General features: G+C 50.0%; 22 protein-coding genes. 6 read left to right on the top strand and 16 right to left on the bottom strand.

Annotated features, from left to right (window positions below; genetic code table 11):
- The 3 genes from BLP53_RS13715 to BLP53_RS00015 all read left to right on the top strand — a co-directional run.
- A partial coding sequence (locus BLP53_RS13715) for a hypothetical protein (RefSeq protein WP_218119012.1) occupies positions 1-218 on the top strand: 218 nt, incomplete at its 5' end.
- 208 nt (positions 219-426) lie between these two features.
- Positions 427-1,143 (top strand): HNH endonuclease, encoded by a 717-nt coding sequence (locus BLP53_RS00010; RefSeq protein WP_091467875.1) that lies wholly within the window; start codon positions 427-429, stop codon positions 1,141-1,143.
- Between the two features lie 44 nt (positions 1,144-1,187).
- The gene (locus BLP53_RS00015) at positions 1,188-2,030 is read left to right on the top strand and encodes an AbiV family abortive infection protein (RefSeq protein WP_091467880.1); all 843 of its coding nucleotides are present in this window, start codon (positions 1,188-1,190) and stop codon (positions 2,028-2,030) included.
- A gap of 566 nt (positions 2,031-2,596) precedes the next feature.
- On the opposite strand, the gene BLP53_RS00025 is transcribed toward BLP53_RS00015, so the two are convergent.
- Positions 2,597-4,324: a pyrroloquinoline quinone-dependent dehydrogenase gene (locus BLP53_RS00025; RefSeq protein ID WP_091470245.1), complete on the bottom strand. Its 1,728-nt coding sequence runs from the start codon at positions 4,322-4,324 to the stop codon at positions 2,597-2,599.
- 312 nt (positions 4,325-4,636) lie between these two features.
- Between BLP53_RS00025 and mnmC the strand changes: the two genes are divergently transcribed.
- Together mnmC and BLP53_RS00035 are read left to right on the top strand one after the other, a co-directional pair.
- Positions 4,637-6,601, top strand: a complete 1,965-nt coding sequence (mnmC, locus tag BLP53_RS00030; protein WP_245652544.1) for a bifunctional tRNA (5-methylaminomethyl-2-thiouridine)(34)-methyltransferase MnmC2/FAD-dependent 5-carboxymethylaminomethyl-2-thiouridine(34) oxidoreductase MnmC1 — start codon at positions 4,637-4,639, stop codon at positions 6,599-6,601.
- Complete coding sequence (locus BLP53_RS00035) at positions 6,598-8,367, top strand: O-linked N-acetylglucosamine transferase, SPINDLY family protein (RefSeq protein ID WP_091467884.1); 1,770 nt, start codon at positions 6,598-6,600, stop codon at positions 8,365-8,367. Before mnmC ends, BLP53_RS00035 begins: the two co-directional genes overlap by 4 nt.
- Positions 8,368-8,378: 11 nt before the next feature.
- On the opposite strand, the gene BLP53_RS00040 is transcribed toward BLP53_RS00035, so the two are convergent.
- Positions 8,379-9,281 (bottom strand): DMT family transporter, encoded by a 903-nt coding sequence (locus BLP53_RS00040; protein WP_091467887.1) that lies wholly within the window; start codon positions 9,279-9,281, stop codon positions 8,379-8,381.
- 15 nt (positions 9,282-9,296) lie between these two features.
- Here BLP53_RS00040 and dapC point away from each other — a divergent pair, with 15 nt between their 5' ends.
- Positions 9,297-10,487: a succinyldiaminopimelate transaminase gene (gene dapC, locus BLP53_RS00045; RefSeq protein ID WP_091467890.1), complete on the top strand. Its 1,191-nt coding sequence runs from the start codon at positions 9,297-9,299 to the stop codon at positions 10,485-10,487.
- 44 nt (positions 10,488-10,531) lie between these two features.
- On the opposite strand, the gene galE is transcribed toward dapC, so the two are convergent.
- The 14 genes from galE to BLP53_RS00115 form a co-directional block, all read right to left on the bottom strand.
- Positions 10,532-11,515, bottom strand: a complete 984-nt coding sequence (gene galE / locus BLP53_RS00050) for a UDP-glucose 4-epimerase GalE (protein WP_091467893.1) — start codon at positions 11,513-11,515, stop codon at positions 10,532-10,534.
- Between the two features lie 80 nt (positions 11,516-11,595).
- A complete protein-coding gene (gene rfbC / locus BLP53_RS00055; RefSeq protein WP_091467897.1) occupies positions 11,596-12,141 on the bottom strand; it encodes a dTDP-4-dehydrorhamnose 3,5-epimerase in 546 nt (181 codons plus the stop codon).
- Entirely contained in the window at positions 12,141-13,028 is an 888-nt protein-coding gene (gene rfbA, locus BLP53_RS00060) for a glucose-1-phosphate thymidylyltransferase RfbA (protein WP_091467901.1), read from the bottom strand. Before rfbA ends, rfbC begins: the two co-directional genes overlap by 1 nt.
- An 8-nt stretch (positions 13,029-13,036) precedes the next feature.
- Positions 13,037-13,924, bottom strand: coding sequence for a dTDP-4-dehydrorhamnose reductase (gene rfbD / locus BLP53_RS00065; protein ID WP_091467905.1), 888 nt, complete (start codon positions 13,922-13,924; stop codon positions 13,037-13,039).
- The gene (gene rfbB / locus BLP53_RS00070; protein ID WP_091467908.1) at positions 13,921-14,976 is read right to left on the bottom strand and encodes a dTDP-glucose 4,6-dehydratase; all 1,056 of its coding nucleotides are present in this window, start codon (positions 14,974-14,976) and stop codon (positions 13,921-13,923) included. Before rfbB ends, rfbD begins: the two co-directional genes overlap by 4 nt.
- Positions 14,977-15,186: 210 nt before the next feature.
- Positions 15,187-16,611, bottom strand: a complete 1,425-nt coding sequence (locus tag BLP53_RS00075; RefSeq protein WP_176755168.1) for a phosphomannomutase — start codon at positions 16,609-16,611, stop codon at positions 15,187-15,189.
- A 12-nt stretch (positions 16,612-16,623) separates the two neighbouring features.
- Positions 16,624-18,036 carry a mannose-1-phosphate guanylyltransferase/mannose-6-phosphate isomerase gene (locus BLP53_RS00080; RefSeq protein WP_091467914.1) on the bottom strand — a complete coding sequence of 471 codons (1,413 nt, stop codon included), beginning with the start codon at positions 18,034-18,036 and terminating at the stop codon, positions 16,624-16,626.
- 101 nt (positions 18,037-18,137) lie between these two features.
- Entirely contained in the window at positions 18,138-18,905 is a 768-nt protein-coding gene (locus BLP53_RS00085; RefSeq protein WP_091467918.1) for a polysaccharide pyruvyl transferase family protein, read from the bottom strand.
- Complete coding sequence (locus tag BLP53_RS00090; protein ID WP_091467921.1) at positions 18,906-20,366, bottom strand: lipopolysaccharide biosynthesis protein; 1,461 nt, start codon at positions 20,364-20,366, stop codon at positions 18,906-18,908.
- Positions 20,367-20,394: 28 nt separating this feature from the next.
- Positions 20,395-21,495 carry an acyltransferase family protein gene (locus BLP53_RS00095; protein ID WP_176755169.1) on the bottom strand — a complete coding sequence of 367 codons (1,101 nt, stop codon included), beginning with the start codon at positions 21,493-21,495 and terminating at the stop codon, positions 20,395-20,397.
- Between the two features lie 7 nt (positions 21,496-21,502).
- Complete coding sequence (locus BLP53_RS00100) at positions 21,503-22,669, bottom strand: nucleotide sugar dehydrogenase (RefSeq protein WP_091467927.1); 1,167 nt, start codon at positions 22,667-22,669, stop codon at positions 21,503-21,505.
- Between the two features lie 8 nt (positions 22,670-22,677).
- On the bottom strand, positions 22,678-23,670 hold the full coding sequence (locus BLP53_RS00105) for a glycosyltransferase family protein (RefSeq protein WP_091467930.1): 993 nt from the start codon (positions 23,668-23,670) through the stop codon (positions 22,678-22,680).
- A gap of 61 nt (positions 23,671-23,731) precedes the next feature.
- On the bottom strand, positions 23,732-24,940 hold the full coding sequence (locus BLP53_RS00110) for a glycosyltransferase family 4 protein (RefSeq protein ID WP_091467933.1): 1,209 nt from the start codon (positions 24,938-24,940) through the stop codon (positions 23,732-23,734).
- A 97-nt stretch (positions 24,941-25,037) separates the two neighbouring features.
- Complete coding sequence (locus tag BLP53_RS00115; protein WP_091467937.1) at positions 25,038-26,258, bottom strand: hypothetical protein; 1,221 nt, start codon at positions 26,256-26,258, stop codon at positions 25,038-25,040.
- Positions 26,259-26,286: the final 28 nt, after the last annotated feature.

The following is a 26,286-nucleotide window of genomic DNA, read 5'->3' on the forward strand; positions in this document are numbered from 1 at the left end:
GTTGGGCAGGGATTTTGATACGGTCATTTCTACTCCAAAAGTACGTGCGCAGTTTCCTGCAAAATGACCGTTTACACAAAATTATTTATACCCTCTTCATTGATGACTCTTTGAAAAATGTTAAAGCCGCTAATGATCACGGAATCAAAGGAATTCATTTTCAGGGTGCTGATAACTTACGCCTTCAGGTGCAGGCTATTGGCATTCATTTGCAGTAATTTCTAACTTTAACCAACGTACTAATAAACATTGTTTTATCAGTGTCTGCATAGGTTTTCGATTAACAGGTCAAAATATAGTCACCGTACCAATCATCTTGGAAATCATGAAGTTATATATACTACCAAGGTTGAATCCACCGATTTATCCACAGAATATGTGGGAAATACGTGCTTTTTTAGACTATATGGTTTTGAAATATCACAAATGAGCAGTAAAAGATTTCGGGGCAAGCCGTGTGCATACTGCTTTAAAAATCCTGCGACTACTGGTGATCATATCTTTGCGCGTGAATTCTTTCTGCCTAGTGTGCGCGCCAATCTACCGCAAGTTCCCGCTTGCGAGGCCTGTAACAACCTGAAAAGTCAGCTTGAGCATTACTTAACTGCCTTGCTGCCTTTCGGTGGCAGGCATGCAGATGCCAGCGTAAATCTGAACGATCACGTACCACGCAGGCTTCAGCGGAATCAAAAGTTATATAAAGAGCTGGATGCAGGCAGAGGAAATGCGTGGACGTTTGAGAAAGATACCTGGCAGAAAACCATGTCTTTACCCTTCGATGCTAAACGTGCAGCTCAATTCTTTGCCATGGTCGGTCGTGGTCTCGCATTACATCATTTTGACCTTTATCTGAATGAGGGCCAGGCTAGTGGGACTATTTTTCCATCCGCTAAGCTATCAGCAATGTACGACCATCTTTTCCAGCATCCTGAAAGCAATCCTATCCACCATGCCCTGGGAAACGACACAGTAACCTATACCGGCTTGATGAGGGAGCACCCAAGGTTGGAAACTATATGGCGACTTCGTGTTTATGGTGGGTTGATGCTCGCAGATAGCACTGATAAAGACTCAGCCAGCTCATCTGAAATTATTGTTGTCACTGGAAACCAAGATTTGGTGAAGATGCTGGTTGAGATGTAGTATGGATTCTTAAATATTCATTAAACATTGCAAGGGATTGAATAATGGAATCTGCAATTTTTGGCTTTCTAGGTGTCATCATCGGGGCATTAATTGCTGTATTCAAAGATTATTATTTCCAAAAGAAAAAAGACGAAAAAAATGCTAAATATTTAGCCACTGTTGTTTTGTTTGAACTTGAGCGATATGCTTCAGCGTGTGCAGATGTAGTCGGAGATAATGGACTATGTGAGGGGCAGCCTGATCCAAATGGATACTACACAGTCCAAGTCCCTATCCCGAAAGATGCAATCTATAAGATGAGTTGGACAAAAGCCGTCGATGAGAAATTAAAGAACGATCTCGAACTTACTGCGCATGCAGCCTATGATCATGGCTGCGAGCTGATTAAAGATGCCCGTATGCTTTTTGAATCTCACCGTTACTCCACTGCATTGGCGTTAGCCATACTCGCTGAAGAAGAATTCTCTAAAGCCTTTACATTAAAACAGAGCGCTGAGAATCTGCGTTGGGACTCAACTGTATACAACTCGCTACGTGATCACGCATCCAAACAGGGTCTTGCACAAGCCGTAGTTAACTATATTGCATGGGAGAAAGCCAGAGCACGGGCATCGGGAGGCTTTAAGTCAGCATATCCAGATGCGAATAAAGTGAGAGAGATAGTGGCTGCGGAAAAGGCGCAGCTAAACCAGAAATTAAAAGATCGTCGTAAACAAGATGCCTTGTACGTTTCCATTACGAAAGATGGAAAAATTCAAAGTCTTCCTAAAAAGTTTATACGGGAGGATGCTGAAAAGGGTCTGCTGGATACTGAGAATTTTCAGGACAATGTTGCTCTATTGCTCGGTGACCAGGATGCACTAGAGCGATTTTTCAAACTTTAAAGCGGATTACTCATTTTTCGAATTGCACTCTTAATTGAAACTTGCTGTCAACTTCGAGTTTTACCATTGTCTTACAAGCAAGAAATTGTGTTGAAAAAAGCACTTATATGAGGCATGCTGATGCTTCAGTTTTTGCGTGAGTTTGGATTTTTAACTCATGAACTAATGGTCTAACAGAACGTAATTCACGAAGTGAAATTTACTTCGTGCGATTCAACTAATTGTTTTAAAATGAAATATATTCACGAACTTACTCAGAGTCCAGAGAAGTTAACTATAGGAAAACAAAAAGAAAGCTGCATTTCGGGAATCGCTAGCACCTCTCGCAATGTATCAGAGTTTTTGAAGTTCGACAGGTAGCGGCAGACAGCCGCTATTTTCTTTTGGCCTATCCCCATTTCAGCCAGGCGCAATTTTTCTTTTTGAACCTTCCTGTAATACCGCATACGTTTTGCTTTATTTCGCCCTCAACACGAATCACCCAATAAAGATGACGCAGATCCTCAGACCAGTCAGGTAACTCTACAGAATCAGCATACGACCACATACGAGCTCGTGCGGCAACGTTAATGCTTCGATAGTTTAAAGACCATAATACTGTCGCCCTGTTTGAAACCGAACAAGGAGTTACCGCCGCTGACCACGGCGATGTATTGCTCACCATTCACCTGGTAAGTGATCGGTGGCGCATTGACACCATATTCAGACTGGTAATGCCATAATGCCTGGCCAGTCTGGCTGTCATAGGCATTAAATTGGCCATTACCCTCTCCGCAAAACAACAATCCACCCGCAGTGGATAACACACCGCCAACTAATGGCTGGGCTGTTTTTTGCTGCCAGGCAATTTTTCCTGAATGCAGGTCGATAGCACTTAACAATCCCCAGCGGGCATCCTCAGTGGGTTCACTGGCGGTATAACGCATGGGCTGCTGCCCATTGCCTGTTTCCGTTTCATGTACTGTATATTTAATCGGACTATGCATGGCAGCCACAAATACTTTTTGCCGGGTTTCATCTACACTCGTAGGAGACCAGTTTGCGCCTCCCAGAATGCCGGGATAAACGATTACGCCATCCATATTGGGCTTTTTGAACAGATTATGCTGTGGTACAAAGGCTTCAGATTTCGCCAAAAACGCACCCGTGGCGCGGTCATGGATATAAAACCAGCCTGTTTTGCCAGCCTGGCCAACCACAGGAATATTCCTGCCGTGCTGCTGATACTGGAACAGGACCGGCGGGCTGGCCAAGTCATATCCCCACAGATCGTGAGGCACTTGCTGATAATGCCATTTGTACTGACCAGTTTCAGTATCCAGCGCTACCAGTGAAACGGTATATAAGTTGTCTCCCGGCCTGCTGACATCATTCATTTGCGGAGAGGGGTTGCCTGTGCCGAAATACAAGGTATCGGTCTCAGTGTCGATCGCTGGCGTGCTCCATGCCGAACCGCCACCGAATATGGCGGCATCCGGGTAATCTTTCAGGGCTGCTTTTTCAGTGGCAATATCCCGCTCGAAATGGCTGCCATCTGCCGTTGCCGTGGCAAAATGCCCCTCCCAGCCTTTCACCGGGATGGTATCAAACTGCCAAACCTGGTGACCGGTATCCACATCAAATGCCGCCAGAAAGCCGGGACGACCGTAGCGTCCTGTCACCCCAATCACTGCCCCTAATGGCGCATCGCTGCGCGGATTATCAATATGCAGGCCATACCCTACCCCGGTGATGCCAATGATCACTTTGTGCTTATACACCACAGGTGCCATGGCAATCCCCACACCGGTTCCACCGGTCACTTTGCGTGTTTTATTGGGATCGCTGCCATTCAAGGTATCCTGCTGCTCCCTGTCCACCGGCTGGCCGGCAACATCGATATCCCACAGTTTCCGGCCATTTCTGGCATCCAGCGCGATTAACCTGGCATCAACGGTTCCAATAAACACTTTACCGTCCGACACAGCCACGCCACGATTAGCCGGCCCACAGCACATGGACCAGCCAGCTTTGCGCTCATGGGTGTATTTCCATAACTGTTTCCCGGTAGCCGCATCCAGTGCCAACACATGATTAAACGGCAGACTGACATACATAACGCCATTCCCCACAATGGGTGTGGCCTGGAATGTCGCTTTGACGCCAGTACTGACTGTCCATGCAGAAGCTAGTTGCTTGACATTACCCGTATTGATTTGCGTAAGCTCCGAGTGGCGCTGGCCGTTCAGGTTTAGGCCATAACTGCCCCAGTCAACGTTACCGGCATTGGCTGTAGATGATTTGGAAGCATGCATGCAGCCGGCTAACAGTAGCGAAAATCCGGCTATGCCGATGCAAAATGATTGAGTCAATGTGCGCGTCATAACGTTTGTGCCTTATAGGGTATACAGATTAGTATACACTTAAAACTTCCCGCACGGCAATTAGCCAGCCTCTCCACTCCATTCACCCATATAAACTATTAAATTAGTACATTCAATTTATTAAATAACTGATTGTTATATATGTTAATTAGTTTATAAAAACTAGCATTTTCTTCCCCATCGTCGCTTGCCGATTCCAGTCACCCGGCTGAGCGGATACCCAGGCATGATAAACTTGCCGACATGATGAATACCCATGCCGTGCTGGAGTGGCGTGAGGGCCTCCCCTACTCCACCCAGTTTGATGATGTTTACTTTTCCATGAGTCCGGACCATCCCCAGCATGGCCTGGCGGAAACGCGCCATGTATTTTTGCAACATAACCAGCTGCAGCAGCGCTGGCAGTCGCTCCCGGTAGATAATCCCAGCCACTTCGTGATTGTGGAAACTGGATTTGGCAGTGGCCTGAACTTCCTGGCTGCATTGCAATTGTGGCGTGAACAGGCGCCCCCTCAAGCTCATTTACATTTTGTCAGTGTGGAAATCGCGCCATTCAGCTTGCAAGATCTGCAACAGGCACATGCCCACTTTCCTGAGCTAGCCACGGTGAGCCAGGCTTTATGCCAGCAATACCGCTTATTGCAACCAGGGATTAATCAATTGGAGCTTCCCGGGTTTTCCACCAGCTTGACTTTGCATATTGGTGACAGCGCCCAAGTATTGCCGGCGTTAAACCTGAAGGCAGACGCCTGGTTTCTGGACGGGTTCGCGCCAGCCAAGAATCCTGGCATGTGGCAGCCATTCTTGTTTGAATGTATGGCCAGATGCTCACGCGCAGGAACGACGTTTGCCACGTTCACCAGCGCCGGCTTTGTTCGCCGTGGCCTGTTAGCCGCTGGTTTCCAGGTACAGAAAACAGCCGGCTTCGGTACAAAACGTGAAATGTTGTGTGGTGCATGGCCATCCCTTGAGCAACCGTTACCAGCCGCCATGCCAAAAGTCGCTGTGATTGGCGCAGGCATTGCCGGTTGCAGCAGCGCCTGGTTCCTAGCTTCACTGGGCTGCGAGGTGCATGTCTTTGAACGTTCCACGGTTGCCAGCGGTGCGTCCGGCAATCCACGTGGCATGCTTTACCCGCGACTGAATGCAGAGAAGCCCTTGAATGACCAACTGGCATTGCGCAGCTACAGCTTCAGCTTACGCCATTACGCGAATCTTGGTTTGGCAGAAGAGGCTTTTAAGCAATGTGGCTTATTACAGCTAGGTGCCAGCCCACGTGAATATAAACGTGTCCATAAAGTGGCTGCCCGCTATGCGCATCTTGGTCTGATGCGGCAAGTGGATGCAACACAAGCCAGCGCACTGGCAGGTGTGACATTGGTATCAGACTGCTTGTATTTTGCCGAAGGAGCCTGGGTCGATCCGGTGGCAGCCTGTACCGCCATGCTGAGGCATGCGAATATTCATCTGCATATACAGCAGGAAATCAGGACATTATCCAGGCAGGATCAACGCTGGCAATTGCAATCTACGACCACACAGATAGAGGAAACATTCGATGCGGTGATTGTTGCCAATGCTGCCGATGCAGCCAGCCTACTGCCTGACAGTGGCATGTGGTTAAATCCAGTGCGTGGCCAGATGAGCATGCTGGAGACACAGCCTGTATTGCAAAACCTGAAAACAATTCTGTGCGGAGATGGCTATCTCACGCCCCTGTATCAGGGCATGCATGCGATGGGTGCCACCTTTGCACCAGGCGACCCAGATACCAGAGTGCGAGAAGAAGACAATCACAGTAATCTTAATATGATCAGCCGCTTAAGCCCTGAATTTAAACAATTACATTCAGTAAAAATTCCCTATGCTCGTGCATCCAGCCGTTGTGGTTCGCCGGATTATTTACCCTATGTAGGGCCGCTACTTTCAATATCGTTGCAATCCAGCACACAGGAAGTTACCCAGTTCAGCGACCTGCCGGCCCCGCAAGGTATCTATGTCCATGTCGCACATGGCAGCAAAGGCCTGCTGACTGCACCCTACTGTGCCGCCATGCTGGCCAGGCGGGTATTAAGTGATGCCGGGATACCTTTACCGCAACTGACCGAAGATAACTTCTGGACGGGCTTGCATCCACAACGGCTGGTTTTCAAGCAACGGGGCTGGAAAAAACTGCTGAACCCGTTTGATGACGAGGGTGCAGCATGAATCCGGCCATACAACAACTGCAACAGCAATTGGCACGCGAGCCGTATGACCCGGCCTTGCATTACGAACTGGGGCGCTGTTACCTGGCACTTAACCAGGCAACATTTGCCGAGGCTGCATTCAGCACAGCGTTGGCACTGGCACCAGATCACCCCCAGATACTGATGCAGTTGGGAAATGTCGCCAGCAAACTTGGCAACGAGGTGCTGGCGGCAGATTATTTCAAGCAGTCACTGCAACAGGATGCACAACAGGCAGATGTCCATTTCAACCTGGCCAATAGCTTGCGCAAACTTGGCCAGCAGGTCACAGCGATTCATCACTACCAGCAGGCGCTCCGGTTTAACCCGCAAGATGCCGACGTACACAACAACCTGGGAAATGCCTATCGTGAGGCTGGTCAACTGGATCTCGCTGTTGCCGCCTATGAGCAAGCGTTAAAGCTAAATCCACAATTGATACATGCCAAAGTGCACTGGATACACCAGAAGCAGCATATGGCAGACTGGTCAGGGCTGAAGCAGGCCATTCAGGAAGTACGTCAAGCTTTAACACAGCAGCCGCATGCACAAATCCCGCCATTTGCTTTTTTAGCGATGCCAGACACGATGCATGTGGAACAGCAACAATGTGCCAGCCTGTGGGCGCAGCAGCATTACGGCCACATTCAACCATTACCAGCACCACTGGCACGTGCAAAAGATCGCAAGATTAAACTGGCTTACCTTTCGTCTGATTTCCGTAAGCATCCACTGGCCTATCTGGTCACCGATGTGATTGCCGCGCATGACCGTCAACAGTTTGAAGTCAGCTTATATAGCCAGGCGAAAGACGATGATTCCATAGAACGCAAGCGGTTTGTCGCGGCAGCGGACCAGTGGATAGATATTGATACGCTTACGGATGCCGAAGTCGCGACGCACATGCGAGCCGCCGATATTGATTACCTTATTGATTTGAGCGGTTTTACGCAAAACAGCCGCAGTGGTATTGCGGCCTATAGGCCGACACGCTGCCATATCAACTGGCTGGGTTACCCTGGCAGCATGGGCCAATTGCATGACCGGCCTTTATTTGATGTGATACTGGTCGATGGCACCTTGAATCAAGGACAGCTTGCAGAAAAACCTGTTTCCCTCCCCTGCTACCAGCCGAATAATAGTCAGCGACCGATGGCCGAAGCTGGCAACAGGTCGCAACATGGTTTACCCGAACATGGATTTGTATTTTGCAGCTTCAATCAGAGCTTCAAGATCACGGAACAAGTCTTTGCCAGCTGGATGCGTATCCTGCAACAAGTGCCTGATAGCGTACTGTGGTTGCTGGCATGTAACCCCTGGGCCACAAAGAATCTGCAACAGGCAGCACAACAGTCAGGGATAGATCCTGACCGGTTGGTTTTTGCGCCGCGTACCGACATTGCCAGCCATATCGCCAGGCAAGCCCATGCCGACCTGATGCTGGATACGACACCTTATAACGCACATACCACCGCCAGTGATGCCTTATGGCAAGGCGTTCCGTTGCTCACGGTAAAAGGCGATACTTTTCCTGCCCGTGTCAGCGCCAGCCTGCTGAAATATATAGATGTGCCAGAAGGTATTTGCCCGGACTGGGCCAGCCTGGAAAAACAGGCGGTATTGCTGGCAACGCAACCCGATATGTTGCAGGCGCTTAAGGCAAAAGTGCAACAACAGGCAATGCGGCTATTTGATGCACAGGCATTTTGCCGACAGCTAGAGCAAGTGTATCAAACACTGATTTAATACTACCCAACTTAGCCTTTACCATCATAGACAGATAGCAATCCTGCGGCGACGATGCACACACCACCTATCATCTCTATTGCCGAGATACTTTCGTGCGCCAGGAAATAAGCAGCGACAGCGGCTACAATCAGCTCGAACATAAACAAAACCGATGCCTGGATAGCGGGGATTTTCGTCACGCCATACTGCACCAGCAAGGTGGCAGAAGTCAGCATGAATGCAATCACCAGCAACAGCCCATATGAGGACAACGTCACATGGGTAATCCATGCGAAACCGGAAAAACTGTGCTGCCAGACTAACAAGCCTAACGACAGGCCAAAGACACCGAACCAGACCAGCATGCCCTTGGCGGCAATGCTGAGATGTGTGGAAAAACGGGTCATGACATTCATGATTGAAAAGCCGATACCGGCAGACAAAGCCAGCCAGTCGGAAGTTGATTGTGGCAGCGGCCAATCCCACTGACCATGGGTCAGCATTAAATGAGCGCCGAATAATGACAGCACAATGGCGAGTAGCTGCGCACGCTTCCAGGGCTCATGCAACCAGACCCTGGCCAGCAGCAAGGTCCATAGCGGCGACAAATAGAACAACAGCATGACGCGCATTACCTCGCCATCAATCACGGCCAGTATGTAGGCCAGGTTGGTCCAGCCGGCAACCAGGCTCAGCCAGTAAGCGGATGCGGGGATCTGTACAATACGTGCATAGCGGCGCCAGAATAATATCCCGCCGATCAGTAAGGCCAGGCAATAGCCGAGAAAACTGGACTGCATGCCGGAAAGACCGCTTTCATTCAGCAGGCGGTAGGGATACCAGATCAGACCCCATGAAATGGCACCATAAATTAATGCAGCCGTGGCAAAATAATTTTGCCGGACGTGTTTTTGTTTATGCGCAAGGCTCACTTATAATACAACCCTATGAATCCACATCTGAATTTACTCCAGCCCTATCCTTTTCAACGTTTACGCGATTTGTTTCAGGGGCTTACGCCTAATCCGGACTTTCGCCATGTCAACCTGTCCATCGGTGAACCCAAGCATGAAACGCCATCCATCATCAGTGAAGCGCTGGCAAACAACCTGGGCGGGCTGGCCAGCTATCCTACCACAGTTGGCATTCCGGCCTTGCGTGAAGCCATCAACCAGTGGTTGCAACGTCGCTACAGCATTCCGGCACTGGACATCGACAAAGCGATTCTGCCCGTCAATGGCAGCCGTGAAGCGCTGTTCGCATTTGCCCAGGCGGTGGTGGATACCAGTGGTTCACAGCAGCCAGTAGTGATTTCACCCAATCCGTTTTACCAGATTTATGAAGGGGCGGCCTTCCTGGCGGGTGCCATGCCCTACTTTATCAACACCACACCGGAAAATGATTTTGTCATGGACCTGGCACAAGTCCCGCCAGAGATCCTGCGCCGTACGCAACTGGTATATGTCTGCAGCCCGGGCAATCCCTCCGGCAAAGTCATGGATATACAGGCATGGAAAACCCTGTTTGAACTGTCGGATCAGTACGGGTTTGTGATTGCATCAGATGAATGCTACTCAGAAATCTATTTTGATGAAGCAAATCCACCAGTGGGCGCTCTGCAAGCCGCGCACCAGCTAGGCCGTGATTTCAGCCGCGTGGTCATGTTCAGCTCATTGTCCAAGCGCTCCAATGTGCCTGGCATGCGTTCGGGCTTTGTTACCGGTGATGCAGCGCTGATCGAGAAATTTGCCTTGTACCGCACCTATCACGGCTGCGCCATGAATCCTGCAGTACAGGCTGCCAGTATCGTCGCCTGGAATGATGAGGCGCATGTCATCCACAATCGCACCTTATACAGCGAAAAATTCCATGCCGTCACGCCGGTTCTGCAACAGATCTGGCCACAGACGCAATTACCCGATGCCGCATTTTATCTCTGGATCAATACGCAACAGGACGATACTTTGGTCGCCAGACAGCTTTACCAGGACCTGCATATCACTGTACTACCCGGTTCATTCCTGGCACGTGAGGCACATGGATTCAATCCGGGGAAAAACTTTATCCGCATGGCGCTGGTAGCCTCCCCAGTAGAAACCATAGAGGCCGCACACAGGATTAGGGATTATTTAAAATAATCAGCCAGTACCAGCAAAAAGCCGGTCTGCATAGCTTGCATGGCTCAAACACGGGAGTTTAATTGCTTAAGCTCCCATTGCCAGGCATGCAAAACGATGGTTTCCAGCTCTGTAAACAACGGAGTCCAGTTCAAGATGCTTCGCGCACGTGTGGCGTCAGCCACCAGTCTTGCCGGATCTCCCTCCCGCTTTGGTGCATTCACGACCGTCACTGGCTGGCCGGACACTTGTTGTACCGCATCAATAACTTGCTGCACGGAAAATCCGGCACCGTTGCCCAGGTTGAACCGGTCACTTATACCGCCAGCATTCAAATACTGCAATGCAGCCAAATGTGCAGTACATAAATCCGTGATATGGATATAGTCGCGGATACAAGTACCATCAGGCGTATCATAATCCCGGCCATACACCTGGATGTCTTTACGTCTTCCCGAGGCAGCTTGCAGCACCAAAGGAATCAAATGGGTTTCAGGATCATGGCGTTCTCCCAGCTTGCCGTCTGGATCTGCACCCGCTGCATTAAAATAGCGCAAGCATACCGAACGCAAGCCGAAAGCCTGCTCATAATCAGAAAGTATTTGCTCTATCATCCATTTTGAGCGTCCGTAAGGATTCACTGGAACACATGGATGCGCCTCATCTATGGGCACATAAAGCGGCTCCCCAAATACCGCGGCAGTCGATGAAAAAATCAGTTTCTTTACATCGAACTTCAGCATGGCATTAAGCAGATTCAGCGTATTGCCGACGTTATTCTGGTAATAAATATCCGGTTTGCGTACAGACTCGCCTACCTGGATAAAAGAGGCAAAATGCATGGCAGCTTCTGGCTGATATTTGTCAAATACCTGGTCCAGGCACGCGATGTCAGCCAGGTCACCTTCAACAAAAACGCCGCCTAGCACTGCATCAGCATGACCGCTGGATAAATTATCCAGCGTGATGACTTCATGCTCGGACTCCAGCAACATTTTCACCATGTGGGAGCCGATATAGCCTGCGCCACCCACGACTAAAATTTTCATTTCTTATCCATCTATATTAAAGGCTTGGTTACTGCAATCTCGCATGCTTAGAACATGGCAACAAACAATTGCAGATAATATCAGCTGTATTTGTCAGCTTCCAAAAAGCTTAACCCCTGCGTATCTTTGGCAGACAAAGAGGGCTGCTCCTCAATAGGCCACTGAATGTTAAGTGTGCTGTCATTCCAGCGGATGCAACGCTCATGTTGGGGGGCATAAAAATCCGTTGTTTTATACAAAAACTCGGCAGTGTCACTCAATACCAGGAAGCCATGCGCAAAGCCGGCTGGCACCCATAACATGCGTTTGTTTTCGGCGCTCAACCTTTCGCCTACCCACTGGCCAAAAGTGGGAGAACTCTCACGCAAATCCACCGCGACATCAAACACTTCGCCTTGCGTGACACGAACCAGTTTCCCCTGTGGCTGCTGGATCTGGTAATGCAGGCCACGCAATACGTTCTTGGCAGATTTGGAATGGTTATCCTGTACAAAGCTGGGACGGAGCCCAGTGGCCTCAGCAAATACATTTTCGTTAAAGCTTTCATAAAAAAAGCCCCGGTCATCGCCAAATACTTTCGGTTCAAAGACCAACACATCCGGAATACTTGTCGCGTGTGCAATCACTAAAATACCTGCTCATTCACAATCTGCATTAAATATTGGCCATAGCCATTCTTCTTGTAAATCTCGGCCTGCTGCAGCAATGCTTCTGCCGAGATATAACCCATGCGGTAGGCAATTTCTTCCGGGCAGGCGATTTTCAGGCCCTGGCGGTTTTCAATGGTCTGGATAAACAGCGAAGCTTCGAGCAAAGATTCATGCGTGCCGGTATCCAGCCAGGCATGCCCCCGCCCCATAACTTCGACATTGAGTTGTTGCTGGGCCAGGTAGTATTTGTTGACATCGGTGATTTCCAGTTCGCCTCTGGGAGACGGTTTCAGGTTTTTCGCAATATCACACACCTGCTGATCATAGAAATACAGACCGGTCACCGCATAACGCGATTTCGGCTGAGCCGGTTTTTCTTCCAGGCTGACGGCCCGCCCCTGCTGGTCGAACTCCACCACGCCATAACGCTCGGGATCATTGACCGGATAGGCGAACACAGTGGCCCCTGTTGTCGCCTGATCTGCCTGTTGTAACGCGGTGGCCAGATCATGGCCATAGAAAATATTGTCACCCAGTACCAATGCGCTGGGGGCGTTGCCAATAAAGGATTCGCCAATGATAAATGCCTGTGCCAATCCGTCGGGGGATGGCTGCACCGCATATTGAATATTGATGCCCCACTGCGAACCGTCACCTAATAATTGCTCAAAACGTGGCGTGTCCTGTGGCGTGGAAATGAGCAGAATATCCTGGATACCCGATAACATCAGCGTTGTCAGCGGGTAGTACACCATCGGCTTGTCATATACCGGGATCAACTGCTTGGACACGGCTTGCGTCGCCGGGTACAGGCGCGTGCCAGAACCACCGGCTAAAATAATGCCTTTTCTATTTTTTGCCATGATGCCCCCTATAGAATCTGTTGTAATACATGCGCCACCCCCTGTTGCCAGTCCGGCAGGCGCAAATTAAAGGTATGCTGGAAAAGTGTGGTATCCAGCCTGGAGTTTGCAGGTCTTTTGGCGGGCAGCGGATATTCTGCGGTGGAAATCGGCTGCACTTTTTCCGGTAATGTTTTCATAGACTTGCCAGCGCGCATGGCTTGCGCAATCACAAACCGGGCATACGCATGCCAATTGGTCACGCCAGACGCAGCGACATGATACAAGCCGTACGGAAATGCCTGGTCACCCTGTTGCAGGATGCGCCCCACCAGTTGTGCCGTGATATCCGCCAGTAAGGCAGCGGAGGTCGGTGCGCCATACTGGTCAGCCACCACATTGAGCGACTCACGCTCACTGGCGAGCTTGAGCATGGTTTTGGCGAAATTGCCACCATGCGCGCCGACCACCCAGCTCGTCCGCATCACCAGGCTGCGTGTACATGCGGCGCGCAATGCCTGTTCACCGTCATATTTGGATTGGCCGTACACATTTTGCGGATGCGGGATATCGGTTTCCCTGTAGAAACTTGTCCCTGTGCCTTCAAATACGTAATCCGTTGAATAATGAAATACGAATGCACCGCACCGGGCGGCTTCCTCCCCCATCACACGCGGCGCATCTGTATTGATTTTGCGCGCCAGTTTAATTTCCGATTCCGCCTTATCCACAGCAGTATAAGCTGCCGGGTTAATAATGCCATCCGGCCGGATGGTTTGAATCAAGGCACGCAGTGCCGGTGCATCGGATAAATCGCACTCTTCCCGTCCAATGGCAATCACTTCTGCCAATGGTGCCAGGCTACGCTGTAGTTCAAAGCCGAGCTGGCCGTGACAACCTGTCAGCAATAGCTTCATTGATACTGCTTCTCCACCCACTGGCGGTACTGGCCGCTGGTGATGTTTTCGACCCAGGGCTGGTTATCCAGGTACCACTGGACGGTTTTGTGGATACCGGTTTCAAATGTTTCCGCCGGTTTCCAGCCCAGCTCTTTTTCCAGCCTGGTGGCATCAATGGCATAACGGCGGTCATGACCAGGCCGGTCTTTTACAAATGTGATTTGCGAGTTATAGGATTGGCCATCTGCACGGGGCTTTAATTCATCCAGGATTGCGCAAATCGTGTGCACTACTTCCAGGTTAGGTTTTTCATTCCAGCCGCCCACATTGTAGGTTTCGCCGACCTTTCCGGCTGACAGCACGCGACGAATGGCAGTGCAATGATCTTTGACAAATAGCCAGTCACGGATCTGCTGACCATCTCCATAAATTGGTAACGGCTTGCCATTCAGGGCGTTATGAATCACCAATGGAATCAGTTTTTCCGGGAAGTGGTAAGGGCCATAATTATTGGAGCAGTTCGTGGTCAATACCGGCAGGCCATAAGTATGGTGGTACGCGCGCACCAGATGATCTGAAGCCGCCTTGGAAGCAGAATACGGGCTGTTGGGCTCATAACGGTTCTGTTCGTTAAACGGCGGATCGCTGTTCTCCAGGGTGCCATATACCTCATCAGTGGAGACATGCAATAACCTGAATGCCGACTTGTCACTTCCCTGCAAGCCATTCCAATATGCACGTACAGCTTCCAGCAAATGAAATGTCCCGACCACATTGGTCTGGATAAAGTCTTCCGGGCCATGGATGGAGCGGTCCACGTGCGATTCTGCGGCGAAATTCAACACCGCCCTGGGTTTGTACTCAGTCAGCAGGCGATTGACCAGCGCCACATCCCCGATATCCCCCTGCACGAAAATATGACGCGGATCGCTGGACAGCGATGCCAGGTTATCCAGATTGCCGGCATACGTCAGCTTATCCAGATTCACCACCGGTTCGTCTGACTGCGCCAGCCAGTCCAGGACAAAATTACTGCCGATAAAACCGGCGCCCCCCGTCACTAAAATCATGTGAAAACTACCTTTTTAATTATTTAACTTCCAAAGCCGCATATTAAAGTTTTTTTGCCAGCCTCACAATTTTGAACAGGCAAAAACAGGAAGAAACTATGCAAACCTGCCTTTCCTGCTAAAAAACAGCATAGCAAAAAACACATATCTGCCTAGCCGTAAACAGAAGAGATTTTAGTGCTTAATTGTGTGGCAAAAAGAAAAACAACATTATGCGAAAGCTTTGAGTTGTTGCATGACGTGCGATAACAAGGATTGTGCCGCTGCCTGGCTCACATCCTCCACATAGCACCTGAACTCGGGCGCATTGCCAGACGGGCGCAGATGTACGACCTGGGCCGAGGCCAGCTCTGCTCTCAGGCCATCGGTGGTATCCATCTGCACAATATGTGCTGGCAATTGTAAGGCCTGCTGCAAACCGGCAGGGTCAGCCGTCCAGCGGGTAAGCAATGCCTGGCTGCTTTCAGTCGGGAAACTCTGCAGGCGGTCACTGGCAGTAAAACGTTGCGGCAACGCTGCGACAAGTTGCGAGAGCGGCTTATCCTGCGTCTTGACCTGTGATAGCAAGATCACTATCGGTAACACGGCATCCCGGGTAGGCAGCGGTGCGAGGCCAGCCGTTTGTGGTACATGGCTGCCCAACAAGAATCCGCCATTGGCTTCGAATCCGGCCACACTGGAGGCGCCGCTTTGTTGCAATGCCTGCATGCCAGCAATCACAAAAGGCGAGCCGATGCGTGTGCGCATCACTTGCCGGAAAAAGCCGCTGGCCTCGATGGCAGTATTACAACTTACCGGTACCGCTAAATGCGTAACCTGTAATGCCTTTGCCGTGAGCAGGCCTACAATATCCCCACGTAACCACTGGCCCTTTTCATCACTGATAAGCGGGCGGTCGCCATCTCCATCGGTGGAAATAATGGCATCCACTTGATACTTTGCCGCCCAATCCAGCCCGCGCTGCCGGTCTTCCATTGATACGGCCTCGGTATCAATCGGCACAAAAGTATCAGAACGCGCCAGGCACACGACTTCCGCGCCTAATTCGGTGAGCAAACGATGCATCAGATCGCGCCCTACACTAGAGTGCTGGTAAATCGCCAGCTTCAGGCCGGCCAGTGCCTGCTCACCCAGTAATGAGGTATAGCGTTGTATATAGGCCTCCCTGGCTTGCATATCTTCCGCAGGCAGGCTGATAGCCGTTTCCGCGAGCGGCTGTAACGCGCAGGCCAGCATGTCAGTTTCATCAGATTTAGTGATTTCACCATCCGGACGGTAAAATTTAAGCCCATTGCGGTCAAACGGAATGTGGCTACCGGTGACCATAATGCCGGGTATCCGGCGTGTTTGTGCGAATAGCGCCAGTGCCGGGGTGGGGATCGCGCCGCAAAAAATGACTTCCAAGCCCAACTGGCACAGCATTTTTGCACAGGCTTCCGCAATGGCAGGGCTGCTGGGGCGCAAATCCATGGCAATCGCTACCTGGCTGAATGTAAATGCGGTTTTCACCGTACATACAAATGCCTGGATATAGGCTGCGCAGACTTCGTCGCTCATGGCTGAAACCAGGCCACGCGCACCACTGGTGCCGAAAGCCACCCCGCTCTGCTGCATTACCGTTCGTAATACCCTCATGCCTGCCAGCCTTTAATGACGGCCATAAGTGTCTTCGAAGCGCACGATATCGTCTTCGCCGAGATAACTGCCTGATTGCACTTCAATCAGGTGTAATGGCACTTTACCTGGGTTTTCCAGCCTATGTGTAGAGCCGATCGGGATATAGGTCGATTCATTTTCGGTATACAACTTGGTCACATCATCAATGGTAATCATGGCGGAGCCGCTGACCACTACCCAGTGCTCGGCGCGATGGTGGTGCATTTGCAGGGATAATCGCTCACCAGGCTTGACCATGATGCGCTTGACCTGGAAGCGCTCGCCGATATCTATGCCTTCATACCAGCCCCAGGGGCGATATACGCGCGGGTGCATCTTGTGCTCGGAGCGGCCATTGGCTTTCAGGTGGTCCACGATATTTTTCACATCCTGCGCACAATCGCGATGTGCTACCAGCACGGCATCGCTGGTTTCTACAATCAGCAGGTCTTCCACCCCTACCGCAGAGACAAAACGGCTCTCGGCCCGTATCAGCGTATTTTGCACATCTTTCAGGTACACATCCCCACGGACGGCATTACCGGCAGCATCATTAGGCTGCACTTCTTTCAAGGCCGTCCAGGAGCCCACATCATTCCAGCCCATGCTGGCGGGCACGACGGCTGCCAGTGTTGTTTTTTCCATGACTGCATAATCAATCGAGTCCGCCGGGGATTCGGCAAATGAAGCTTCATGCAAGCGCACAAAATCCAGGTCTTTATAGCTTTGTGCAACTGCGTTTGAAACAGCCGTCACCATCTCTGGGGCATATCGCTGCAACTCGGTGAGGAATACGGATGGTTTAAACAGGAACATGCCGCTGTTCCAGTAAAAGTTGCCGGCATCCAGGTACTGCTGCGCCGTGACCGCATCCGGTTTTTCCACGAAACGTGCCACATTAAAGCATCCCTCGGCTGTTACTAGCGCATCGCCGGACTGGATGTAGCCATAGCCTGTTTCAGGCTGGGTAGGCTCAATGCCAAACGTAACCAGCCTGCCCTGCTCTGCCGCCACACTGGCATGCCTGACTGCCGCTTCGAACGCAGCCACATCGGTAATCACATGGTCAGCTGGCAACACCAGCATCAGGATATCTTTGTCTTTCAAGGCAATCGCCGCCGCCGCAATAGCGGGTGCAGTATTACGCGCCACCGGCTCCAGCACAATAGCTTCAGGCGTTAAATTGACCTGGCGTAATTGCTCGGCCACCAGGAAGCGATGGTCATTGCCACAAACCACCAGCGGATCACCCACGTCAGCCCAGTTGGATAGACGTGTTAATGTTTCCTGCAGCATGGTCTGGTCAGTGACCAGGGGCAACAACTGTTTGGGCAATACGGCCCGGGAAAGCGGCCATAAACGTGTGCCGGAACCACCTGACAGAACAACCGGGATGATTTTCATTTAAATTCACCTACTTATAAACAATAAAATTTTTTAATACCCAGTGTTTAACGCATTATCATTACCCACATAGGCCTAGAACTCATCTTGTTAATTAATGCTTATGCCTGCCAAAGATCCCACGGAAAGGCTGATAGCAGGTTTTTTTTCACTGCTGTGAAATCAGGCACTTCCGGCTCGTACTTCCGGGCTGCAGCTATATCATCAAATACTTTGAAAGTATGCCTGCCTGTCCCGTGGTAATAATCTTCGTACTTGAAAGCAGTTTCATTTGTACTCTGGAATAGACAGGCCGGGATGCCGTAAGATTCAGCAATAATAACCCCATGCAGTGAGCTCGAGATGACTTTTTCCGCAGTTTGAATTTCTGCAATAAACTTCTCGAAGGAAGCTAACGGCGACAAGGTTTGCAGGCCTTTGCGATGAAATTCCCTTTCACGCATATGAGGAATATACAATACCTTGCCTGTTTCCGTGGCTTGTGAACGAGGCCAGAAATCAGCAACCAGCACGCCAGGGTCACCGTAAACGTCTGGCACATGGATAGATTTGCGCTTCAAGTATTCTGCCGTTAACGGCCCTCTCACAGCCCTGACATCCAGGTTCTCATAATGGTGTTCTGCATCGGCCACTTTCCCGTTCACGCCAGTGCCCCACAGCGTATCGCCGGTATCGGCAAAGTGGATGACCGAGCCTATGGTCAGGAGTTTCCTTTTTTTGATAGCGTGAATATGCAAGCTTTTGGTATCCAGGATTTCCTGCACCAGCAAGGGCCCGAGCAAGTCACCGACATTTTCCTTCTGGAAAATTTTCAGCCCCAGAAAAGGAATGGGGCTCCACCAGAACACCTGCGTTTTATCTACCTTCATTTAATTTCTCTTTGATAGTTTGATGCGATTAATCAAATTAAGCCGTAATACGCACAGCCATGTTTCCCTGAAAGTGGAAGACATTAAAAATACCAACCCGGCAAGCAGGCAAAAAACGGCGTTCCTGATGAGCAGATTGATGAATCCTGCACTCAGCACAGATGACAGGAAAATCACCAGGAATGTAATGGCCAGGTATGAAAAACAGACCACCAGTGAGTTCTTTAACAGCAGCGAAATATCAATCTGGTGCTTTTTCAGGAAATACATGCAGTACAGCCATAAAAATGCCAGGCCGGCCACATAGCCTATCGCTACCGTATAAATATTGTAAAAAGAGCCCAGGAAAATCATGGCAATCATCACCGGGCGGCTGAACAAGGTAAATGCCAGCTGTTGCCGCGTCAGCCCCTTGGAAACGAATATCCAGTAACTGGAATAATTGGCCACCTGGAAAATAGCACCCGCCGATAATATCTGTACCAGCGGTACCGTTGCCCGCCATTGATCGCCCAGCACAATGGCGATCACCATATCGGCATTAATCGCCAGTAGCGAAAAAAACAGCCCCACGGCATGCAGTAAAACCGACTGGCCAAAATTCAAAAAACGGTAATACTCAGCAGTATCGTGCTTCAATTTGGAAAGCACGGGAATAGCCAATGTCGACGAAGGCGCATTAATCTGGTTAAGTGCCATAAACACAATCTGCTGCGCACGGTTATAAAACCCCAGCAACTCCGCACTGAACTTATTCCCAATAATCAGGGTATCCACCGAGCGGCTTAACTGACCAATGATCTGCGACCCCATGAGATGCAAACCAAAGCTGACAAATCGCCGCATATCGGTTCTGAAATTGGGCAGTTCAGGCAGCCAGGGATGTGCGCACATATAAAACAGCAGGATAAACGCATTTAATAACACCTGCTGCACCACAATCGCCCAGTAACCCAGGCCATGTATGGCACAAGCTACGCCAATCGCAGTACTTAGCAGCGCAGCGGCCGACTCACTGACCGCGAGCGCCTTGAATTGCATATGTCTGCTGAGGCCGGCTTTATATTGTGTTGCCAGTCCGTTAATCAGGAAAATAGCACTCATGATCTGGGCAATATCCTCGATGCGGGCATCGTGGTAAAACACGGCCAGCGGCCCGGCCAGCAAAAACAATCCTGCCGCCAGCAATGCTCCGATCAGGGTATTTATCCAGAACAAATTGGACTTTTCGCTCGCAGACAGTGCGTCAGCCTGGATCGCCGAACTGGACAAGCCAAAATCCCTGACCACTTCCCCGACACTGACAATCGCAATGACCACTGCCGTCAATCCATAGTCCTGCGGCGACAGGAACCTGGCCATCACCACCAGGCTGATCACTTGTGCAGCCAGTCTCGCCACCTGGCCGGACAACAATGACAGCACACCGGCCCTGGATTGTTTTTTTAACTCGGAACTCATAAAGACGGGAATGCTACATCGGCTAAAATTAACGCGGTTTGGAAGCCGTTATTTTTCGGGCGTACCGGATCATGGGCTGCTCAACCGTACGGTTCAACAATGCAGATAAAACAAGGGAGAACACCAGGCTCAGGCTAATCAGCAACACGGCATATAACACCCTGGAATCGAGTTTCAACACCACAATCAGCACATAACCCGTCAGGAAAATTGAAATCATGTGCACGCAATAAAAGCCATAGGAAATTTTACCGAGAAACAGGGAAACCCTGTTCTCAAAGAAATGTTTCAACCGCCCGTCATGAAATGAAGAATAGACAATCAGGCCAAACAGCAGAATGGCAAGTGCTTTTGGCCCCATGGCCAGGGAAATGACAAAATAAACCGGATACCGCCACAACTCATGCTGGTCAAAGTGTTTCCAGAATAAATGCCCGATATAAAACAGCCATAAGTACGAAGCGATAAAAGAAGGTTGCGTGAATACCTTCGCCATCATCAATAACACGATGAGTACCGCCAGTTCAAAACCAAGATGCTTACTTTTGAACGACAGTTTCATTAACAGGCCGGCAATCAGATAATATTGCCACTCCAGCGTCAGGCTCCACGCCTGGCCCATAAAGGCATAAGAAGTGGAGCTTAAAACCGAATCCGGCACCAGGCCATGCAAAAGCAGGACATGCAAGCCTAAATGTGGCCAGAAATGTTCCAGGCTGTCATGCAGGTATTTCAGCCGGTCATCGATACGCATCATGGGCCAGGGTGTGGCTTCGATTAATTCTATCGACAACCCGACAATGGCCACACTGATCGCCAAGCAGATCAGGTAGGCCGGAAACAGCCTGAACGCCCGCCGGATAATAAAATCGCCCCAGGAATGCGTAGTCGCCGAATTACTGATGACAAAACCACTGAGCAGGATAAAGACGCAGACGGCATACTGGCCATTGGCCAGGACCATGCCGATGCCATGTGTTTTAACCAGCGGCAAGGTGGCCATGGTCACCACATGCGTCACCCACACCCAGAGCGCCATCCACCCTCTCAGCCCATCCAGTGCCAGTAGTTTTTCCTTATTGACCACAGCAATACCTGGCTGTTTCATGTTGTAAATCAATGCGCTCATCGAAATACTAATCGCTTCCGAACAAATCCCGGGTATAGACCTTTTCTGCAACATCCCCAAGCTCGCTGGTCTGGCGGTTGGCAATAATCACATCCGAGATTTTTTTGAATTCGTTCAGGTCCGTCATGACTTTAGACTTGAAAAACTCTTTTTCCTGCAGCACCGGTTCATACACCACCACTTCGATCCCGCGGGCTTTAATCCGTTTCATAATGCCCTGGATGGAAGAAGCCCTGAAATTATCCGACCCCGCTTTCATAATCAGGCGGTAAATACCGACCACTTTGGGGTTTTTCCTGATCACGCTCATGGCAACAAAATCCTTGCGCGTGGTATTCGCCTCCACAATGGCATTAATCAGGTTTTGTGGCACTTTGGAATAGTTGGCCAGCAATTGCTTGGTATCTTTAGGCAGGCAATAGCCACCATAGCCGAACGAAGGGTTGTTGTAGTGATTGCCGATACGCGGGTCCATGCAGACACCGTTGATAATCTGCCGCGTATCCAGGCCATGGGTTTCAGCATACGTGTCCAGTTCATTAAAATAAGCCACGCGCATGGCCAGGAAAGTGTTGGCGAACAGCTTGATCGCTTCCGCCTCCGAGCTGTTGGTCAGCAACACCGGCACATCCGGTTTCAGGCAACACTCCTTGAGCAGGCTGGCAAACTTTTCTCCGCGTTCAGAGACTTCGCCCACCACAATGCGTGAAGGATACAAATTATCGTAAAGCGCTTTGCCTTCACGTAAGAACTCGGGAGAGAAAATCAGGTTGGGACAATGCAGTTCTGCGCGGATTTTCTCGGTATAGCCGACCGGGATGGTAGATTTGATCACCATCACTGCATCCGGGTTGACGGCCATCACATCTTTAATCACCGCTTCTACCGATCGGGTATTAAAGTAGTTGGTATCCGGGTCATAATCGGTGGGCGTGGCGATGATTACAAACTCGGCATGCTGGTAGGCCTCCTGTTTGTCTGTAGTCGCCTTGAAGTTCAGTTGCTTGTGCGCAAAAAAATCCTCGATTTCATGATCAACGATAGGCGATCTCCGTTGATTGAGCATGGCAACTTTCTCCGGCACGATATCCAGTGCCACCACTTCATTTTTTTGTGCCAATAAAACGGCCAGCGAGAGGCCGACATAACCGGTTCCAGCGATTGCGATCTTCATATTTATTTTCAACTCAGTTTTATTAAAAAGTTACGCCAGGCTGCGCTCACAACATCTTGCCCGAACAGCGAGCGGGCGGCTGTTTTTAACGCAGCCCTGTCAATTTCCTGATGGGTGTTCAAGCCGGTGATTAACGCCGGAATATCATCATAAATAAACAAGCCCGGATAATTGTAAGTGTTTTCCAGCCATTCAAAGAATGGTGTTGTTACGGCGTATACCGGCACGCCCAGGCTGACGGCAAAAAAGAAACTGCCACTCACGATCATGTCTTCATCACTGTGCGTGAGAATCAGGCCGTGGGAGGCGGAGACTGCCATGGCTGCTTCCTGGTCACTGATGAACCTGGCTTCCAGGGAAACCTGCCCACCCAGCTTTCTGCGCTCAATGATCTCTTGCAAGCGATCCAGATAAGCTGCCGAGTCCACTTTCCCTGCAATCAGCAAACGCTCGCCTTCCCAGCTCTCAAGCAAGCGGTCAATGGCTTTGTATTCCACAATGCGGCCAAAAACAATGTACGGTCCGGTAGCTTGAGCCAGCGTCACTTCACGCTCGCTATCAAACTGATAGAGCGGGTGCGGAATATAACTGGTATTGCCGCCCGCCAGATGGCCGGAATGCACCACACACCGGTCACTGACGCGACAGGCCATATCGATTAAGCGGCGTGCGATCTTGGCGGCTGCGCCATGCAGCGCATGCGGATACAGATTATGGCGAACATAAATAATCCTTCTTGCCACCCATTTAAGTATGCATAATTTAATGAAGAATTTGGTCACCGAAATGACGGAAATTGTTTTTGCTTTGGTAACCAGTGTGTTATCCAGCCAGTGCACAACAGCCACATCATAATGATGAAAACCGCTTTTTAACACGCTGAAATTAATGGGTTCTACCGCCTGGATGTCAGTAGAAAATGTTTGCAGGCATTCATAGGTATTTTCAGTATATTGGTTCTCACCGAAGCGAGGATAGAATAATATTTTTTTATCAGGCACTTGTATTGTCGTCGCTATCAATTGAGAAAGATGCCGGCATCATAAAAGCACCGTAATAGAATCAAAGACTCAGGTTCGCGGCATCATTTGGTTCATCCTGTTTAAAGTTGACCACAACTTCCGCCAACAATTCCTCATATTTTGCAGCAATGGCACTTTTTTCGAAATAACCGGATGACTGGATCGCGCGACAGGAAAGCTCAGTGTAATGCGCACTACCCTGCAAGGCCTTGGTACAAGCCTCTTTTAAACTATGTGGTAGCGATGGTTCAAACAGGTAACCATTTTCACCCTCCTGGATAAGCTCCGGGATGCCGCCACGCATGGCACCAATGACAGGCACGCCATAAGAAAAAGCTTCCACTACCACCCGGCCAAACGGTTCATGCCATTGCGCAGGCAGGATCAGGTAATGAATGTTTTCATACACCTCTTTGGCATTGACCCAGCCCAGGAAACGGATATTCGGTTGAGGATATTTGTCCTTTAAATAAGCCACATAATCATCATTGCCTGTTCCCCCGATATGCAGGATGCAGCTTTCCGGCAACTGGATAAAGGTTTCCAGCAATGGCTCAATGCCTTTTTCAGGCTCCAGGCGGCCCAGATAACCAAAATGAAGGCCAGTATCATGCATGATTTTGGGTGTGGCAGGCCGGGTCTGCACCGGGTTGTAAATCACCCGCGCATGCGCGTTGGGAAAGGCAGGGATGTGTTTATCCAGGATATATTCGCTAATACCGATCAGGCCATTTACCTCTTTGGCGGCATGCCTGCGCCCTAGCGTCAATACCTGGCATTCGGTGCATGGTACTGTGCAGTTCTGCCCGTTCTTGAAGCAGGTTCCCCGGTAGCACAGCACGTAATAACTGCGCAAGACATGCACAACCGGTACGTTAAAAGCACGGCAGGCACGCCATGCCTCAGCGCCAAAATTTTCAATGGTACTGGTCAACACTACATCCGGATCAAATTGCTGCAGGTATTTTTTTACCAGCCAATAAGCCCTGGGATTCACATTATCCAGCAAATGCCAGGCGATTTTTTTGGCGGACGATGGCTGAGGATTGAAGTTCCAGTACAAGTTGGGAGAAAGTACCCGGTGCACGTTCACCCCATTGATGATTTCACTGACCGCATGACTGGAAAGCGTGAGCACATTCACTTCATGCCCTCTGGCAGCAAGCTCTTCCGAAATGATTTTTGTAGAGTGCTCCCCTCCTCCTTTGACATCGGGAGGATAACCGGACGAGATAACAAGAATCTTCATGTATATACAATTTCCAGAGAATTAAACTTTAAAGCGGCTTCAGCTGACCGTAAATCAAATCCGGTCGTTTTTAATGCCGAACCTGAAAGAGGTCTCGCTAAACGCTGCAGGATTTTCTGGCACAGGCTGGCTTTTCTTTCACCAGTTGTGTGCCCAGAATAAACCACATGATGGCAACCCATTTGAAGGCAAACACAGAGTCACCGCTGATGGCCAGATTGGCGCTGATAATGACTGCAATCAGGTATTTGAAAATCACGGCAGACTCGCGGACTTTTAATTTGCAGAAGCCGACCCACATCACTACCAGGATAATCAGCCCATGGAAATGCAGAATGCGGGCATAGCCTTGATCCATAAATAAACGGGTATGCACGCCATACATGCCAAAAAACTCGGAAGGATGAAACTCTAACAAGTCGTGGCCGGTAGAGCCTATCCTGGTTTCAAAGTCATCGCGGAAACCGTGGTAATCCCAGCCGACAATCACGCATGCCAGTATCACGATCAAGGGCATAAAGTAGGCAATGTATTTGAACAGGTATGGGTTTAGCCCATAGCGCATCAGCATCATTAACAAGATCAGCGTCGTACCAAAGCGGGAATCCGCCAGCACGGCAATCACCACGCCGATCAGGATAAACAGCCAGCCATCCAGTTTTTTCTTGGATAAGCCCCAGGCCACCAGCAAGGTGGAAAAATTGGAAACGTTCACGGTTTCCAGAAAGACAGACGACACCCGGTGATCGCCCAGGAAACTCAGAAAATTACGCCCGCCATACCGGGTGCCATTCAGCGAAAAGCTGGACGCTGCATACTCCAGTGCTTTCTCGGTGGAGCGGCCCAGGCTGATTTGAAAATTAATGATATTGAAAAGCTGCTGGAAAATATCCGGCAGGAATAACTCGAACAAACCGACAGCCAGCACAATCCAGGCCATGATCTTGACCAGCTTATCTACCGCGATATGGTGATCGTACTGGCTGCCCAGCCAGATCATTAACACCGGGATGACCAGGTTACGTACGAATTTCGGGTCAAAACCATGCTGGAACAGAGCCAGGACAAACGAACTGGCCAGGATCGCCAGCAGCATTACGACATAGCCGGAGGATGCATTGGTCACAAAAAACAAGGCTGTCAATGCCAGTAGCACCAGTTCGGTGAGCATCAATACGCTTGAACTGATATGCGCAAAATGGCTATCCACAAAGCAGAAAAACATATGGTGCAGCAATGCAATAAAAATGAGGGCCACACCAAACCTGGAGACAAGATTGGGTTTTATGATAGGGCCTGGGCAGGAAAGTTTGGACATAAAACGACTCTAAACGCTTGGGAGGATG

The sequence above is a fragment of the Methylophilus rhizosphaerae genome (assembly GCF_900100975.1).
Taxonomy (GTDB): Bacteria; Pseudomonadota; Gammaproteobacteria; order Burkholderiales; family Methylophilaceae; genus Methylophilus; species Methylophilus rhizosphaerae.

Coding starts and splice junctions, on each gene's coding strand:
- BLP53_RS00010 (WP_091467875.1), top strand. CDS start 427: ATGAGCAGTAAAAGATTTCGGGGCAAGCCGTGTGCATACTGCTTTAAA.
- BLP53_RS00015 (WP_091467880.1), top strand. CDS start 1,188: ATGGAATCTGCAATTTTTGGCTTTCTAGGTGTCATCATCGGGGCATTA.
- BLP53_RS00025 (WP_091470245.1), bottom strand. CDS start 4,324: ATGCATGCTTCCAAATCATCTACAGCCAATGCCGGTAACGTTGACTGG.
- mnmC (WP_245652544.1), top strand. CDS start 4,637: ATGATGAATACCCATGCCGTGCTGGAGTGGCGTGAGGGCCTCCCCTAC.
- BLP53_RS00035 (WP_091467884.1), top strand. CDS start 6,598: ATGAATCCGGCCATACAACAACTGCAACAGCAATTGGCACGCGAGCCG.
- dapC (WP_091467890.1), top strand. CDS start 9,297: ATGAATCCACATCTGAATTTACTCCAGCCCTATCCTTTTCAACGTTTA.
- galE (WP_091467893.1), bottom strand. CDS start 11,515: ATGAAAATTTTAGTCGTGGGTGGCGCAGGCTATATCGGCTCCCACATG.
- rfbA (WP_091467901.1), bottom strand. CDS start 13,028: ATGGCAAAAAATAGAAAAGGCATTATTTTAGCCGGTGGTTCTGGCACG.
- rfbD (WP_091467905.1), bottom strand. CDS start 13,924: ATGAAGCTATTGCTGACAGGTTGTCACGGCCAGCTCGGCTTTGAACTA.
- rfbB (WP_091467908.1), bottom strand. CDS start 14,976: ATGATTTTAGTGACGGGGGGCGCCGGTTTTATCGGCAGTAATTTTGTC.
- BLP53_RS00075 (WP_176755168.1), bottom strand. CDS start 16,611: ATGAGGGTATTACGAACGGTAATGCAGCAGAGCGGGGTGGCTTTCGGC.
- BLP53_RS00080 (WP_091467914.1), bottom strand. CDS start 18,036: ATGAAAATCATCCCGGTTGTTCTGTCAGGTGGTTCCGGCACACGTTTA.
- BLP53_RS00085 (WP_091467918.1), bottom strand. CDS start 18,905: ATGAAGGTAGATAAAACGCAGGTGTTCTGGTGGAGCCCCATTCCTTTT.
- BLP53_RS00090 (WP_091467921.1), bottom strand. CDS start 20,366: ATGAGTTCCGAGTTAAAAAAACAATCCAGGGCCGGTGTGCTGTCATTG.
- BLP53_RS00095 (WP_176755169.1), bottom strand. CDS start 21,495: ATGAGCGCATTGATTTACAACATGAAACAGCCAGGTATTGCTGTGGTC.
- BLP53_RS00100 (WP_091467927.1), bottom strand. CDS start 22,669: ATGAAGATCGCAATCGCTGGAACCGGTTATGTCGGCCTCTCGCTGGCC.
- BLP53_RS00110 (WP_091467933.1), bottom strand. CDS start 24,940: ATGAAGATTCTTGTTATCTCGTCCGGTTATCCTCCCGATGTCAAAGGA.
- BLP53_RS00115 (WP_091467937.1), bottom strand. CDS start 26,258: ATGTCCAAACTTTCCTGCCCAGGCCCTATCATAAAACCCAATCTTGTC.